Here is a 14,123-nt window from a genome sequence, read left to right on the forward strand (position 1 = left end):
CGAATATTTGTCCGGTTGGTGCAATGCGCCGATCGGGTTTGCTCCCCCGCCAGGGGATGAGCCTCCCTGGCAAAGGCCAGGAGGACATGTTCAAGAGCCACCACCGAGTACATGAACTAAATGCACATTGGTCCCTATCAACTTCGTAACCGCCTGATTGTCGCGCCCATGGCCGGCGTGACGGACCGCCCCTTCCGCATGCTCTGCAAGCGGCTGGGCGCAGGCCATGCGGTCAGCGAGATGATCACGTCCAATGCCATGCTGTATGGCAGCGACAAGACTCGTCGCCGCGCCAATTTCGAAGGCGAGCTGGCGCCGGTGGCAGTACAGATTGCCGGCTCCGATCCGGCACAGATGGCCGAGGCCGCGCGCCACAATGTGGCAGCCGGAGCGCAGATCATCGACATCAATATGGGCTGTCCGGCCAAGAAGGTCTGCAATGTGCTGGCCGGGTCCGCGCTGCTGCAGAACGAGGCACAGGTCGCCCGTATCCTGGACGCCGTCGTGAACGCGGTGGACGTGCCAGTCACGCTGAAGACCCGGCTGGGCTTCAAGAACGGCGAAGAGAACATCATGCGGGTGGCCAAGCTCGCCGAGGACAGCGGGATTGCCGCGCTGGCCCTGCATGGCCGCACGCGTGAAGATATGTATAACGGCGCAGCCCGCTACGAGCTGATCGCCGAGGTGAAGCGCAGCCTCAAGATTCCGGTCGTCGCCAACGGCGATATCACCACGCCAGAAAAGGCAAAACTGGTACTGGATGCAACCGGTGCCGACGCGATCATGATAGGCCGGGCCGCCCAGGGCCGGCCGTGGATCTTCCGCGAGATCGACCACTATCTGGCGACCGGCGAGCATATGCCGGCGCCGAAGGTCAGCGAGATCCACGCCATCCTGATCGAACACCTGCAGGACCATTACGCTTTCCATGGCGAGTATTCGGGCTGCCGCATCGCCCGCAAACATATTGCCTGGTACACCAATGGCCTGCGTGGTTCCAACGAGTTCCGGCAAGCAATGTACAAGCTGGACAACACAGCCGAGCAACTGGCCGCAGTGGACAGTTATTTCAAGCAACTGGCGCTCAACAGCGAGCGCCTGGTTTACCAAGACGAGACCGCCTTAGCGGCCGCCTGAGCAAGACCCAAGGGGAGAAAAACAACCATGTCCAGCAAGGATCAAATCTGCTTTGCCGTCCGCGATGCACTGGAGCAGTACTTTCGCGACCTCGACGGCGAGGCACCACAGGCTATCTACGACATGGTTCTGGCCAAGGTGGAAAAGCCCATGCTGGAAGTGGTACTCGACAAGGCTCAGGGTAACCAGACCCGCGCTGCCGAGCTCCTGGGCATCAACCGCAATACGTTGCGCAAGAAGATGCAGGATCACGACCTGATCTAAACGATTACGTCACGCCCGTCGATCATCCCCGGTCGGCGGGCGTTATTCATGGTTACAAACTCGCAAGGCTTATCAACATGGTCAAAATCAAGCGCGCACTGATCAGCGTCTCCGACAAAACCGGCGTACTCGAGTTCGCCCGCGAACTCGCGGCTTTCGGCGTGGATATCCTCTCCACCGGTGGCACCGCCAAGATGCTGGCCGATGCCGGCGTGAAGGTGACCGAGGTCGCAGACTACACCGGCTTTCCCGAGATGCTGGACGGTCGCGTCAAGACCCTGCACCCCAAGATCCACGGCGGCATCCTGGGTCGTCGCGACCTGGCCGGCCACGTGACCAAGATGGCCGAACATGGCATAGGCAGCATCGACCTGGTGTGCGTGAACCTGTATCCGTTCGAAGCCACCATCGCCAAGCCTGATTGCGACTTCGACGATGCGATCGAGAACATCGACATCGGCGGCCCGGCCATGGTGCGCTCCGCAGCCAAGAACCACGCTTTTGTTGCCATCGTCACCGACGCTGCCGACTACGCGCCGCTGGTAGCCGAACTGAAGGCCAACCATGGCGCACTGGGCCTGCCCACCCGTCGCCAGTTGGCCAAGAAGGCGTTCAGCCATACCGCCGCCTACGATGGCGCGATCAGCAACTACCTGACCTCGCTGAACGAGGACGGTAGCCAGCAATCCTTCCCTGCGCGCCTGAATATCAGCGTGGAGAAGGTGCAGGACATGCGCTACGGCGAGAACCCGCACCAGGCCGCAGCCTTCTATCGGGACATCGATCCCGCCGCGGGCAGCCTGGCCAACTACCGCCAGCTGCAGGGCAAGGAACTGAGCTACAACAACATCGCCGATTCCGACGCCGCCTGGGAAGCCGTGAAGGCCTTCGATGAGCCGGCCTGCGTGATCGTCAAGCATGCTAATCCGTGTGGCGTGGCCATCGCCGCCGATACGCTGACCGCCTACAAGCTGGCCTTCGCGACCGACACCACCAGCGCTTTCGGCGGCATCATCGCCTTCAACCGCACGGTCGACGCCGCGACGGTGGAAGCCGTGACCGGCCAGTTCCTGGAAGTGCTGATCGCCCCGTCCTTCAGCGACGAAGCCAAGGCCATCATCGCCGCCAAGAAGAACGTACGCGTGCTGGAAGTCCCGCTGGAGAATGGCGCCAACCGCTTTGACCTGAAGCGCGTCGGCGGCGGCATCCTGGTGCAGACCCCGGATGTACATCGCATCAGCATCGAGGACTTCAAGGTCGTGACCAAGAAGGCCCCGACCGCCGAGCAACTGAAGGACCTGCTGTTCGCCTGGCGTGTGGCGCAATTCGTGAAGTCCAACGCCATCGTGTTCTGCGGCAAGGGCCAGACCCTGGGCGTGGGCGCGGGCCAGATGAGCCGCGTGGATTCGACCAAGATCGCCGCGATCAAGGCCAAGAACGCCAACCTGGAACTGAAGGGCTCGGTCTGCGCGTCCGACGCCTTCTTCCCGTTCCGCGACGGCGTGGACGTGATCGCCGAGAATGGCGTATCGGCCATCGTCCAGCCGGGCGGTTCGATGCGTGACGATGAGGTGATCGCCGCAGCGGACGATCATGGCATCGCCATGGTCGTGACCGGCATCCGTCACTTCCGTCATTGATTCCGACAGCGGGCTCGCCGTTGCCGTCAGGCAGCGGGTGGGCCCGCCTGTGTGAGGCGTCAGGCCTGGGACGTGGTGCGCCACTCCCCAGCCCTTACTTCTTACCCTTACGAGGCACCACATGAACATACTTGTCATCGGCTCCGGCGGCCGCGAGCACGCACTGGCCTGGAAAATCGCCCGGTCGCCGCGCGTAGGCAAGGTCTTTGTGGCGCCCGGCAACCCGGGTACAGCGCGCGAGGAAGGGCTGACCAATGTCGCCATCACCGCCATCCCCGAGCTGGTGGCCTTTGCTCAGCGCGAGAACGTGATGTTCACCGTCGTCGGCCCGGAAGCACCGCTGGCCGCCGGTGTGGTGGATGCCTTCCGCGCTGCGGGCCTGAAGATATTCGGACCGACCAAGGCGGCGGCACAACTGGAAAGCTCCAAGGACTACGCCAAGGCTTTCATGGCCCGGCACGGCATTCCTACCGCTCAGTACCAGACCTTCTCCAAGGCCGACGAAGCCCACGCCTACGTGACCGGCCGCGGTGCACCCATCGTGATCAAGGCAGATGGCCTGGCTGCCGGCAAGGGCGTGATTGTTGCCATGACGCTGGACGAAGCGCACGCCGCCATTGACCTGATGTTGCTCGATAACAAGATGGGCGACGCCGGTGCGCGGGTGGTGATCGAGGACTTTCTCAAGGGTGAAGAAGCCAGCTTCATCGTGATGGTGGATGGCAAGAACGTGCTCGCGATGGCGAGCTCGCAGGACCACAAGCGCCTGCTGGACAACGACGCTGGCCCGAACACCGGCGGCATGGGTGCCTATTCGCCGGCCCCGGTGGTGACGCCGGAAGTACACGCCCGCGCGATGCGCGAGGTGATCCTGCCCACGGTGGCCGCCATGGCCAAGGATGGCATTCCGTACACCGGCTTCCTGTACGCCGGGCTGATGGTCACTGACGAGGGTGCGGTCAACGTGGTGGAGTTCAACTGCCGCATGGGCGACCCGGAAACCCAGCCCATCATGGCGCGGCTGAAGTCCGACCTGGTGGGGCTGGTGGAACATGCGGTCAACGGTACGCTGGATCAGGCCGAAGCCGAGTGGGACCGCCGTGTGGCGCTGGGCGTGGTACTGGCCGCCCACAACTATCCTGATACGCCACGTAAGGGCGACGTGATCCACGGCCTGCCGCAAAGCCATGCCGATGATGCCTTTGTGTTCCATGCCGGCACGACCCAGCAGGGCGACGACGTTGTGACCAGTGGCGGCCGGGTACTGTGTGTGACGGTCTTGGGCGACAACGTGAAGATTGCACAGAAACGTGCCTATGAAGTCATAGAAGGTATACGCTTCGATGGCATGCAATATCGCCACGACATTGGCTTCCGTGCGTTGGCGCGAAAGCCGGCCGCATAAAAGGGCAGGGCGAGCACTCGACACCTAGGCAGGTATGGCAAAGAAAACGAACGACGGTTGGTTCTCCGGCATTCTTAGTGCATTTGCATCCTTGTTCGGTGCCAAGCCCAAAGGGGAGGGGAAATCAGCAATACAGACCTCCACCTCTGCCCGCAGGGTAGCCGGGCATTGGCCGGTCTGGGTGGAGCTTAGCAAGACCACGCGGGAGCAGTTCCCGCCGCACGAGGATTCCGCGCTGACCTTGCGTTTCTCGCTCAGCGACATGCCCTTATTGCGCTCGGTAGGCATCAACAAGCGTGATTTTGATGGCAGCTATGTGAGCGACAAGCAGGCGGCATTGGTTCAGGTGCCTGAGCGACTGGTGGAGGAGCTGATGAACCGTGTCGACCCCCCGGTCTACGTCGAAGCCTTTCTGGACGGCGCCAGCATCGGCTCGCGAAAGTTCGGCATTCCATTGCGTTTCTGAATAATCGCAACACCAAGTCCGTACGCCATACGGGCTTTTTTTATGCCAGCTTCATGTCTACGATTTCCCTAATAGGCGGCGAAATGAAACCTGTATATGGTCGCGCGCCTATGACATCGGCAACCCCGCCGTTGTCTAGACAGGGGAAAACCACATGAAAATCAGGACACTATTTGCGTGCCTTCTGGGGATATCGCTGCTGGGATCGGCCCTGGCAGACGATCTCGACGAGATCAAGAAGCACGGTACGCTGGTCGTCGGCGTCAAGGATTCCACACCACCTTTCGGCGTGCTGAACCCGAAGACTCAGACCATTTCCGGCTATGACGTCGACTTTGCCGTGGCGATCGCCAAGCATATGGGCGTCAACATCCTGGTGAAGGGCGTTGAATCGGCTCAGCGCATTCCCAAGCTGCAAAGCCGCGATGTAGACATGATCATTGCGACCATGACGAAGAACCCCGAGCGCGAGAAGCAAGTAGACTTCAGCTACGGTTACTTCATCACCGGTCAGAAGTTCGCCGTCCGCAAAGGCAAGGTCAGCTCGATCGAGGACCTCGCCAAGCTGACCATCGGTACCGTGACCGGCTCGACCTCGGAAAAGCAACTGCGCCGCGAAATGCCGACGGCCAACGTGGTGCTGTTCGCCGACTATGACGAAGCCTTCGCCGCCATGGGCAAGGGTCAGCTGGATGCCGTCAGTACCGACGAGCCTATCTTGGCGGGTCTCCTGAACAAGATGCCGAACAAGTCGCAGTTCGAGATCCCGAACGTGACCATCTCGCTCGAGGTGTACGGCATTGCCGTGCGCAAGGGCGAGAAGCGCCTGATGGAAGAGGTCAACAAAACCATCGTCGCCATGGAGCAATCCGGCGAAGCGGAAAAGATCTTCAACCGCTGGTTCGGCCCGAACACCACCAGCCCGCTGACCCGCCTGTTTAAAATCAACGCGAAGTAATTGTTGATCCGGCGAGGATAGTACTGATCAGGCCCGGTTTATCCGGGCCTGATGCATTTGTAAGGCGGCCACACGCAGGGAGGCATGTCCTGACTACCCGTTCGAGGCATGTGCGGCCGCGCAATTTGCGCAAGTCTATGGCAGATAAGCCTTTCTGGCTCAGCAAGGCCAGCCTGAGGTAAAATTCAGCCCCCTTCCCCGGCCCGCTTCCCCGCATGTCGCTGTTCGCCCTCGGCCTCAACCATGAGACCGCACCCATCGCGGTGCGGGAAAAGCTCGCCTTTGCGCCGGAAGAACTGCGTACGGCCGTGGCTGAGCTGACGGCCGTCAAGGGCGTGCACGAGGCCGCCATCGTCTCCACCTGCAACCGCACCGAGCTGTATGCCGCCGCGCGCGATGAGGCGACGCTGCTGCAGTGGCTCGCACAGTCACGACAGATCGACCCGGCCAGCATTGCGCCCTACCTGTACCGCCTGCCGGACCGTGATGCGGCCAAGCATGTGTTCCGGGTCGCTTCCGGGCTCGATTCCATGGTCCTGGGCGAAACCCAGATCCTGGGCCAGCTCAAGGATGCGGTACGCGAGGCACAGGAAGCCGGTGGCCTGGGGCCATCGCTGAACGGCCTGTTCCAGAAGGCGTTCTCGGTCGCCAAGGAAGTGCGCAGCCAGACCAGCATCGGTGCGAATTCAGTCTCGATGGCGGCAGCGGCGGTAAAGCTGGCTGAACGGCTGTTCCCGGACCTCGCGGAACTCAAGGTGCTGTTCATTGGCGCGGGCGAGATGATCGAGCTGTGCGCCACCCACTTTGCCGCGCGGACACCTGCGCGTATGTCGGTCGCCAACCGCACGCTGGAGCGCGGCAGCGCGCTGGCGCAGCAGTTTGGCGGCGATGCGTTCGCCTTGTCCGAATTGCCGGAGCGGTTGCCGCAGTACGATATTGTCGTGACCAGCACCGCCAGCCAGTTGCCCATCATCGGCCTCGGTGCGGTCGAGCGGGCGGTGAAGGCACGCAAGCACCGGCCGATGTTCATGGTGGACCTGGCCGTGCCGCGCGACGTGGAGCCGGAAGTCGGCGCCTTGCCGGACGTCTATCTCTACACCGTGGACGATCTGGCCGAGGTCGTGCGACAGGGCAGGGCGGAGCGCGAGCTGGCGGTGGTCGAGGCCGATGGCATCGTCGAGCGTAACGCCGACGAGTTCATGCAGTGGCTGGACAACCGTGCACTGGTGCCGACCATCCGTGCGCTCAAAGACCAGGCCGAGCGGCTGCGCCGCCACGAGCTGGAGCGGGCGATGAAACTGCTGGCCAAGGGCGAGGACCCGGCCGCCGTGGTGGAATCGCTATCGCTGACGCTCAGCAACAAGTTCCTGCATGCGCCGATGGCGGCACTGAACCAGGCCGACCCCAGCCAGCACGGTGCGCTGATCGATACCGTGCGCCGTCTCTACCACCTGCACGACGAAGAATAGCCATGTCGACGACCCCGTCCCGCTGGCAGCGGGGCGAGTACGAGATCGATACTGATCCGGCCCGCCTCGACCTTGCCCAGGCCCACGCCTTTATCGCCTCGACCTACTGGGCGAAGGATATTCCCGAAGCGACCTTCCGCCGCTCGGTGGCCGGTGCGCTGTGTTTTGGCGTGTATCAGGGCGCCACGATGATCGGTTTTGCCCGCGTGATCAGCGACTACGCCACCATCGCCTATCTCGGCGATGTGTATATTGCGCCTGAGGCGCGTGGCCAGGGGCTGTCGAAGTGGCTGATGGACTGCATTGTCGGCCACCCTGAACTGCAAGGCCTGCGCCGCTGGATACTGCTGACCGGCGATGCGCATGGCCTCTACCAACAATATGGTTTCACGCCCCTGGCTGCCCCTGAGCGCTGGATGGAGCGGGCTGACCTTAACGTCTATAAGAAAACTTTGGCATGAAACCCAGTATTGCGAACAAGCTTTCCAATCTCGCGGATCGATTAGAGGAAGTAAATCAATTACTTGCGAGTGAGGAGGCGACCCGCGACATGGACAGCTTTCGCAAGCTGAGCCGGGAGCATGCGGAGCTGACGCCGGTGGTCGAGCTGTTCCAGACCTACCAGCAGACCGAGCGGGACCTCGCTACCGCGCGCGAGATGCTGGACGACCCTGACATGAAGGAATTGGCTGAGGCGGAGCTGGAAGATGGCGCGGCACGGATCGAGGCGCTGGAGGCGGAGCTGCAGAAGGCCCTGCTGCCGCGTGACCCCAACGACGAGCGCAATATCTTTCTGGAAATCCGCGCCGGTACCGGCGGGGATGAATCCGCCCTGTTCGCCGGGGACCTGTTCCGCATGTACAGCCGCTTTGCCGAGCGCAACCGCTGGCAGGTGGAGATCGTGTCGGCCAATGAGAGCGACCTGGGTGGCTACAAGGAAGTGATCGCTCGGATCGTGGGCCTGGGCGCCTACAGCAAGCTCAAGTTCGAAAGCGGCGGCCACCGCGTGCAGCGCGTGCCGGCGACCGAATCGCAAGGGCGTATCCATACCAGCGCCTGTACGGTGGCGGTGATGCCGGAAGCGGACGAGCTGGAGGAGGTGAACATCAATCCGGCGGATATCCGGATCGATACCTTCCGCGCCAGCGGCGCCGGCGGCCAGCATATCAACAAGACCGACTCGGCGATCCGTATTACTCACTTCCCCACCGGGCTGGTGGTGGAATGCCAGGACGGCCGCAGCCAGCACCAGAACAAGGCGCGGGCCATGCAGGTGCTGGCGGCACGGCTCAAGGACAAGCAGGAGCGCGAGGCGCATGCCAAGGAAGCGGCCATGCGCAAGTCGCTGGTGGGTTCGGGCGACCGTAGCGAGCGCATCCGCACCTATAACTTCCCGCAGGGGCGCATCACCGACCATCGCATCAACCTCACTTTGTACAAGCTGGACTATGTGATGGATGGCGACCTGTTCGAGCTGACTGATGCATTGATGACAGAGCACCAGGCGGAATTGCTGGCGGCGATGGCTGAGCAGGGTTAGTCCGACTACACTGCAAACAGGCACCGTCCGGTGCCGCTTGCGGCATTAGTCCCTGACCCGATCTAACCATGCATGCCGCCAAGGCTTTACGCCATTTCCTTGCCCTGTTGCTGGCCTTTTTTTCGCTCGCCAGCCTTGCAGCCTCGACCGTCCCGGTCGAGGCCCACATCCAGTATCGCTGCACGCCGGGCCATGCCGATTGGCAGGATCTACCGGCCGACGGGCACATCCCGCTGCTGGAAGCCGACCTCGCCTTGCAGAAGGTCTGTCTGATACGTGCCAGCTCACCCTTGGTGGATGGGCAGCCGCCCTGGTTGGCCATCGGCGGCTTGGTACAAAGCAGTATCCGCAGCCTTGCGCCGACGCCGGACGCCGCGCCTGCGCCGCTGGTCTGGCATACCGCGCAAAGTGCAGCGCTGGCCTTGCCGGCCGGTGGCGCCGCGCTGGCCGAGCTGACCATGACCATGCCGATTGGGGGTTCGGTGCGGGTATGGCTGGAGCCGGCCCCGAGCTTTCTGGCCAAAAGCCAGTTCAATAACCGTATCCGTGGCGAATTGCTGACGCTGCTGTTTGCCATGGGCATCGTCAGCGCCATGTTCGCGCTAGCGATGCGGGATGCCACCACGGCCTGGTACACCGGCTTTACGCTGGCGGTGGCGACCGTCTGGGCCTTTATCACCGGGCTGGCAGCCGGGCCGGCGCAACTGGCGGTGCACTACCCCTGGCTCCTGCAGCATGGTCTGTTGCTGAGCTACGGGCTCGCGCTATTCGCCGGGCTGCGCTTTGGCTGCAGTTTCAGCAATATGCCGCGCCATGCACCGCGCCTGTTTGCGGCCATGAAGGTGCTGGGCTGGCTGGTCCTGGGCTATACCGCGCTAGGCTTTGTCCCCTCGCTCTATCACCCGGTGCTGAATTTCTACAACCTGGTGGCACTGGCCATGTTCATCTGCATGCTGCTGCCCGGTCTGGTCAGCCTGTGGGCGGGTGACTATCGCAGCGGCGGGCTGTACCTGGCCGGCTGGATGCCTATCCTGATCGCCTGGATGGCGGTGTTGCTGAGCTATATCTACCTGCTGCCCGGCTACCCGGCCTGGGTGGGCAACACCGCCTTGTGGATGCGGGAAACCGGTCTGCTGCCGGACTGGTTGACCTCCACCCATGCCCGGCCAACCGCCTTGCTGCTGCAGGCGGTGATCTATTCCGCCGCGTTGGCGGACCGTGCCGCCCGCCTGCGCAACCGTCGCGAGCGCGCGGTGATGACAGACAAGACGACCGGGCTCGCCAACCGGACCAGCTTTCTGCTGCGCGGCCAGAAGCTGCTCGGTGACGACGACCAGCGTGTGCGTACGCTGGTGATGTTCGATATCAACAGCTTTACCACCATCAACGAAACGCTGGGCTACGACTGTGGCGATGCGGTACTGCGCGAAACCGGGCGACGGCTGCGGCGCAAGCTGGGGCAGAGCACCCTGCTGGCGCGGGTGGGGGGCAACCAGTTTGCCGCGCTGATCAACGACAGTGCCAACGAGGGTACCTTGCAGATGCTGGCGGCGGACATTGCCCGCCAATCGCTGCAGATCGACGGTCAGCGGCTGGATATCCAGCTGCGTATCGGCGCCGGCAACTACCCGCGTCAGGGCCAGGATATCGACCTGCTGATGCGGCGCGCGGAGATTGCGCTCAATGCCGCCAAGCAGGAGAAGCTGACCGCGCTGGTCTATCACAACGGTCTGGAGCGCGATCAGCGTTTCCAGCTCTCCTTGCTCTCCGCCCTGCGTACCGCGATGGCGCAGAACCAATTGCAGCTTTATCTGCAGCCCAAGGCCGACTGCGCGACCGGCCGGATCACCGGTGCCGAGGTCTTGCTGCGCTGGCAGCACCCGGAGCATGGCCTGGTGTCGCCACGCGATTTCCTGCCGTTTGCCGAGAAGAGCGGGCTGATCGTGGAGCTGACGCGCTGGATGATGGTGCAGACCATGCAGCTCGCAAAGCAGTGGCAGAAGCGCGGCCTGGATTTGAAGTTGTCGATGAACCTCTCGGCTACCGACCTTGCCGACCCGAACCTGCCGGCGTATGTGTCGGAATACCTGATGCACAGCCGGGCCAACCCGCAGATGCTGGTGCTCGAGATTACCGAGAGCGAGATCATGCACGACCCGAAGCTTGCGGTGCAGAGCATGCAGGCGCTGCGTACGCTGGGATTCCAGTTGGCGCTGGACGACTTTGGTACAGGCCATGCGACGTTGGCCTATCTGCAGGACATGCCGGTCAGCGATATCAAGATCGACCGGTCGTTCGTGATCAATGCCGGCGTGAACGAGAAGGGCCGGCTGTTGATCGAGGCCTTGACGGCCCTGGCGCACACCATGGGCTTGCGGGCGGTGGTAGAGGGCGTGGAGAGCGACGCCGATTGGCATATGGTGGTCGATGCCGGTTGTGACGAGGTGCAGGGTTATTACGTGTCGCCGCCGTTGCCGATCCGAAAATTTGAAGAGTGGTTGATCATGAACCAACCCTTCCAGATACCACAGCCCAAGAGCAGTGGCATACCCAACCTCAGCGCTACGCCCGGCGAAGCCGGGCGCTAAACCGTATCCGATCGACGGGCAGGGTCTCGCTTTATATACCCCACTCCCCCCGCCCTCGCCGAGGCGAGGGAGCCTCGCTAACGCTCGTTAGTACTCCCGATGGGCAGCAGGCATGGCCCGCTCCGCTCGTTGAGGGTAAGGCGGTCTCGGTTCAAGAAAAAACCCGGCTCAGGCCGGGTTTGTTTCATGTGAAACCTTGCGGGAGATCAGTCGCTTACCTTGCCGCGCATGGCCTTGATGCGGCCGCGTTGGACCTTGCCTGCCAGGCGGCGTTGCTGGGAGCCGTAGGTGGGCTTGCTGGCCTTGCGGGGCTTGTCGACCTGCATGGCTTCGGCGATCAGTTCTTCGAGCCGCGCGACGGCGTCGAGCTTGTTCAGCTCCAGGCTGCGATGGCCCTGGGCCTTGATCACGACAACGCCGGCCTTGGAGATGCGATTGTCGTCGCAGGCCAGCAGGATCTCCTTGCACTCGTCGGGCAGGGAGGAGGCGGTGATGTCGAAGCGCAGGTGGACGGCGTTGGAGACCTTGTTGACGTTCTGGCCGCCCGCACCCTGGGCGCGGATCATGCTGAATTCGATCTCGGCGATCTCCAATCGCCAGCGTGGTGCGTGCATCCGTACGTATCCTATCGGCGGCTGAACTTGCGGCCACCGCTGCCGGCACCGGGGCGACGACCGTCCTGCTTCTGCCGGCCGCGATCCTGCTCGCCACCACGGCGCTGGCGGGTGTTCTGCACCTGCAGCTGGTGGTCGATCTTCTCGGAAGTCGATTTCATCAGCATCTGCGCCATCTCGCCATCCGGGAAGGTATCGGGCATGCGGTAGCCCAGCCAGGCGTAGGCGGCGTACAGCTTGCAGGTGTCTTCCAGATACTGCAGCTCGTTGCGGCCGCCCATGCCTTCCATGCGCAACAGCGGCGCCTGGCGTTTGTCGGCGCGGTACTTGGCCCAATCCTGCAGCGCGCGTTCCAGCATGGGGATCTTGGTCGAGACCGGGCAGAGGCTAAGCGTGAAGCGGTCTTCCAGCGACAGTTTCAGGGTATCGAGCCAGCGGGCTTTTTCCATCTGGTCGCTGAGGTTGGCCGGCAGGAAGAATTCATCATGCACATTGATGTGCTTGGTGAAGAGTTCCAGCAGGTTGTAGAGCTTGACTTGGCCGGTAGCCTTGGAAATCTGCTGCAGGTATTGCAGGTTGGGCGCGACGAAGAAACCGCTGTCCGGCAGCGGCTCCGGTTTTTGCCGCAGCAGGGCCGAGATGGTCTTGTGGGTGTAGGAATCGAGCCCAGCGACAAAGCCGGCGGCATGCTCACCGAAGCGGCCGGCACGGCCGGCGATCTGCTTGGCCAGCGGTGCAGCGATCGTGCCCTCGGCGTAGCCGTCCCACTTGTTCGAGGTGGTGAAGATCACCCGACGGGCAGGGGTGTTGAGGCCCATGCCGATGGCGTCGGTGCCGACCACGACCTGGGTCAGCCCTTCGACAAAGCGCTCGGCCTGCGACTGGCGTACTTCCGGCGACAGGTTGCCGTAGATGGCCGAGACCGAGAAACCGTGGGCGATGGCCTGGTCGCGCCAGTTCAGTACGTCGCGGCGGGAGAAGGCGATCAGTACGTCGCCCGGCTTGAGGTTCTTCAGCGAGCCCAGCGGCTGCTTGTCCATCTCCAGCGGGGTCTTGCGTTCGAGCTTGCGGACTTCCAGCGTGCCGCCCACGCGCGATACCAACGATTCGATGGCTTCCTGTGCTTCCAGCGCGCCCAGGAGGTAGACGGTGCTGGCCGGCACGCCGCAGACGGCGGCGGTCCAGGCGGCGCCACGGTCTGGGTCGTCCAGCAGCTGGATTTCGTCGATGACGGCGACTTCGACTACCCGGTTGCTATTGAGCATCTCCACCGTGCTGGCGACGTGGGTGGCCTCCGGGTGCAGCTTGCGCTGCTCGCCGGTGATCAGGCTCACGGCTACGCCGGCTTCCTGCAGGCGGGTGTAGTTTTCCAGGGCCAGCAGGCGCAGTGGCGCGAGGTAGGCGCCAGTCTTGGCGCGCGCCAGGTGCTCCATGGCGGCGTGGGTCTTGCCGGAGTTGGTCGGCCCGAGCACGGCGATGAAATGCCGCTTCATGCCCTGGGCCACGGTGAAGGATTCCGGGTAGAGCGAGAGGTTGACCGCGTCGCGGGTCTGTTCGGCCTGCTGGGTGGCGGCGCGGTTGCCCTTGGCGGCTTCGATCCGGTCGATCGCCAGGATGCAGCGCAGCCGTGCCAGTTCGTACTTGGCGGTCAGCGCGTGCAGGGCGCTGCCGGGGTCCAGCTCGTATTCGCGCGCGATGGCGACGACCTGCTCGGCACACTTGAGCAGCTGGGCTTCCAGACGGACCCGGGCAGCCTCGTTCCAGCGCTCTTCCAAGAGGGCCATGCGCTCGATGATGTCGAGCCGGCGCCATTTGCTGGTCTTGGCCAGAAAGCCTTCGTCAGGGATCAGATGATAGGGCACCACCCGCTTGCCGACGACAATCTCACCGTGGACCGATACCGCGTAACTGCCGTCGCTGGTCACCAGGGTGGCCTGGTGGGCATCGAGGTAATCGCTGAGTGCGGTGGCTTCGGGCGAGAGGGCAAGTTCAGGTGTCGTATCGGTCAATGTAGGTCCTTGAATAAAAGCGGTCTTTGTTCA

Annotated in this window: 12 protein-coding genes; 10 read left to right on the top strand and 2 right to left on the bottom strand. The window is 63.0% G+C overall.

Going from position 1 to position 14,123, the window contains the following annotated elements:
* Nucleotides 1–120 precede the first annotated feature (120 nt).
* The 10 genes from dusB to ACYVHK_RS17865 all read left to right on the top strand — a co-directional run bounded on the left by dusB (nucleotide 121) and on the right by ACYVHK_RS17865 (nucleotide 11,467).
* A complete protein-coding gene (dusB, locus tag ACYVHK_RS17820) occupies nucleotides 121–1,137 on the top strand; it encodes a tRNA dihydrouridine synthase (RefSeq protein ID WP_460534842.1) in 1,017 nt (338 codons plus the stop codon).
* Between the two features lie 27 nt (nucleotides 1,138–1,164).
* The gene (locus ACYVHK_RS17825; protein WP_144278235.1) at nucleotides 1,165–1,401 is read left to right on the top strand and encodes a helix-turn-helix domain-containing protein; all 237 of its coding nucleotides are present in this window, start codon (nucleotides 1,165–1,167) and stop codon (nucleotides 1,399–1,401) included.
* Between the two features lie 77 nt (nucleotides 1,402–1,478).
* On the top strand, nucleotides 1,479–3,041 hold the full coding sequence (purH, locus tag ACYVHK_RS17830; RefSeq protein ID WP_460534845.1) for a bifunctional phosphoribosylaminoimidazolecarboxamide formyltransferase/inosine monophosphate cyclohydrolase: 1,563 nt from the start codon (nucleotides 1,479–1,481) through the stop codon (nucleotides 3,039–3,041).
* A gap of 121 nt (nucleotides 3,042–3,162) precedes the next feature.
* Nucleotides 3,163–4,446 carry a phosphoribosylamine--glycine ligase gene (gene purD / locus ACYVHK_RS17835; protein WP_460534847.1) on the top strand — a complete coding sequence of 428 codons (1,284 nt, stop codon included), beginning with the start codon at nucleotides 3,163–3,165 and terminating at the stop codon, nucleotides 4,444–4,446.
* Between the two features lie 34 nt (nucleotides 4,447–4,480).
* Nucleotides 4,481–4,912, top strand: a complete 432-nt coding sequence (locus ACYVHK_RS17840) for a hypothetical protein (RefSeq protein WP_460534849.1) — start codon at nucleotides 4,481–4,483, stop codon at nucleotides 4,910–4,912.
* A 154-nt stretch (nucleotides 4,913–5,066) separates the two neighbouring features.
* The gene (locus ACYVHK_RS17845; protein ID WP_460534851.1) at nucleotides 5,067–5,870 is read left to right on the top strand and encodes an ABC transporter substrate-binding protein; all 804 of its coding nucleotides are present in this window, start codon (nucleotides 5,067–5,069) and stop codon (nucleotides 5,868–5,870) included.
* Between the two features lie 215 nt (nucleotides 5,871–6,085).
* Nucleotides 6,086–7,339, top strand: coding sequence for a glutamyl-tRNA reductase (gene hemA, locus ACYVHK_RS17850; RefSeq protein ID WP_460534853.1), 1,254 nt, complete (start codon nucleotides 6,086–6,088; stop codon nucleotides 7,337–7,339).
* Nucleotides 7,340–7,341: 2 nt separating this feature from the next.
* Complete coding sequence (locus tag ACYVHK_RS17855) at nucleotides 7,342–7,800, top strand: GNAT family N-acetyltransferase (RefSeq protein WP_460534855.1); 459 nt, start codon at nucleotides 7,342–7,344, stop codon at nucleotides 7,798–7,800.
* The gene (prfA, locus tag ACYVHK_RS17860) at nucleotides 7,797–8,879 is read left to right on the top strand and encodes a peptide chain release factor 1 (RefSeq protein ID WP_460534857.1); all 1,083 of its coding nucleotides are present in this window, start codon (nucleotides 7,797–7,799) and stop codon (nucleotides 8,877–8,879) included. The genes ACYVHK_RS17855 and prfA overlap by 4 nt, the downstream gene beginning before the upstream one ends.
* A 68-nt stretch (nucleotides 8,880–8,947) precedes the next feature.
* Nucleotides 8,948–11,467 carry a putative bifunctional diguanylate cyclase/phosphodiesterase gene (locus ACYVHK_RS17865; protein ID WP_460534860.1) on the top strand — a complete coding sequence of 840 codons (2,520 nt, stop codon included), beginning with the start codon at nucleotides 8,948–8,950 and terminating at the stop codon, nucleotides 11,465–11,467.
* 206 nt (nucleotides 11,468–11,673) lie between these two features.
* On the opposite strand, the gene arfB is transcribed toward ACYVHK_RS17865, so the two are convergent.
* Together arfB and ACYVHK_RS17875 are read right to left on the bottom strand one after the other, a co-directional pair.
* Nucleotides 11,674–12,081: an aminoacyl-tRNA hydrolase gene (gene arfB, locus ACYVHK_RS17870; RefSeq protein WP_460534862.1), complete on the bottom strand. Its 408-nt coding sequence runs from the start codon at nucleotides 12,079–12,081 to the stop codon at nucleotides 11,674–11,676.
* 11 nt (nucleotides 12,082–12,092) lie between these two features.
* Nucleotides 12,093–14,090, bottom strand: coding sequence for an SUV3 domain-containing protein (locus tag ACYVHK_RS17875; protein ID WP_460534864.1), 1,998 nt, complete (start codon nucleotides 14,088–14,090; stop codon nucleotides 12,093–12,095).
* Nucleotides 14,091–14,123 lie beyond the last annotated feature (33 nt).

This window comes from Chitinimonas naiadis, from assembly GCF_054780835.1.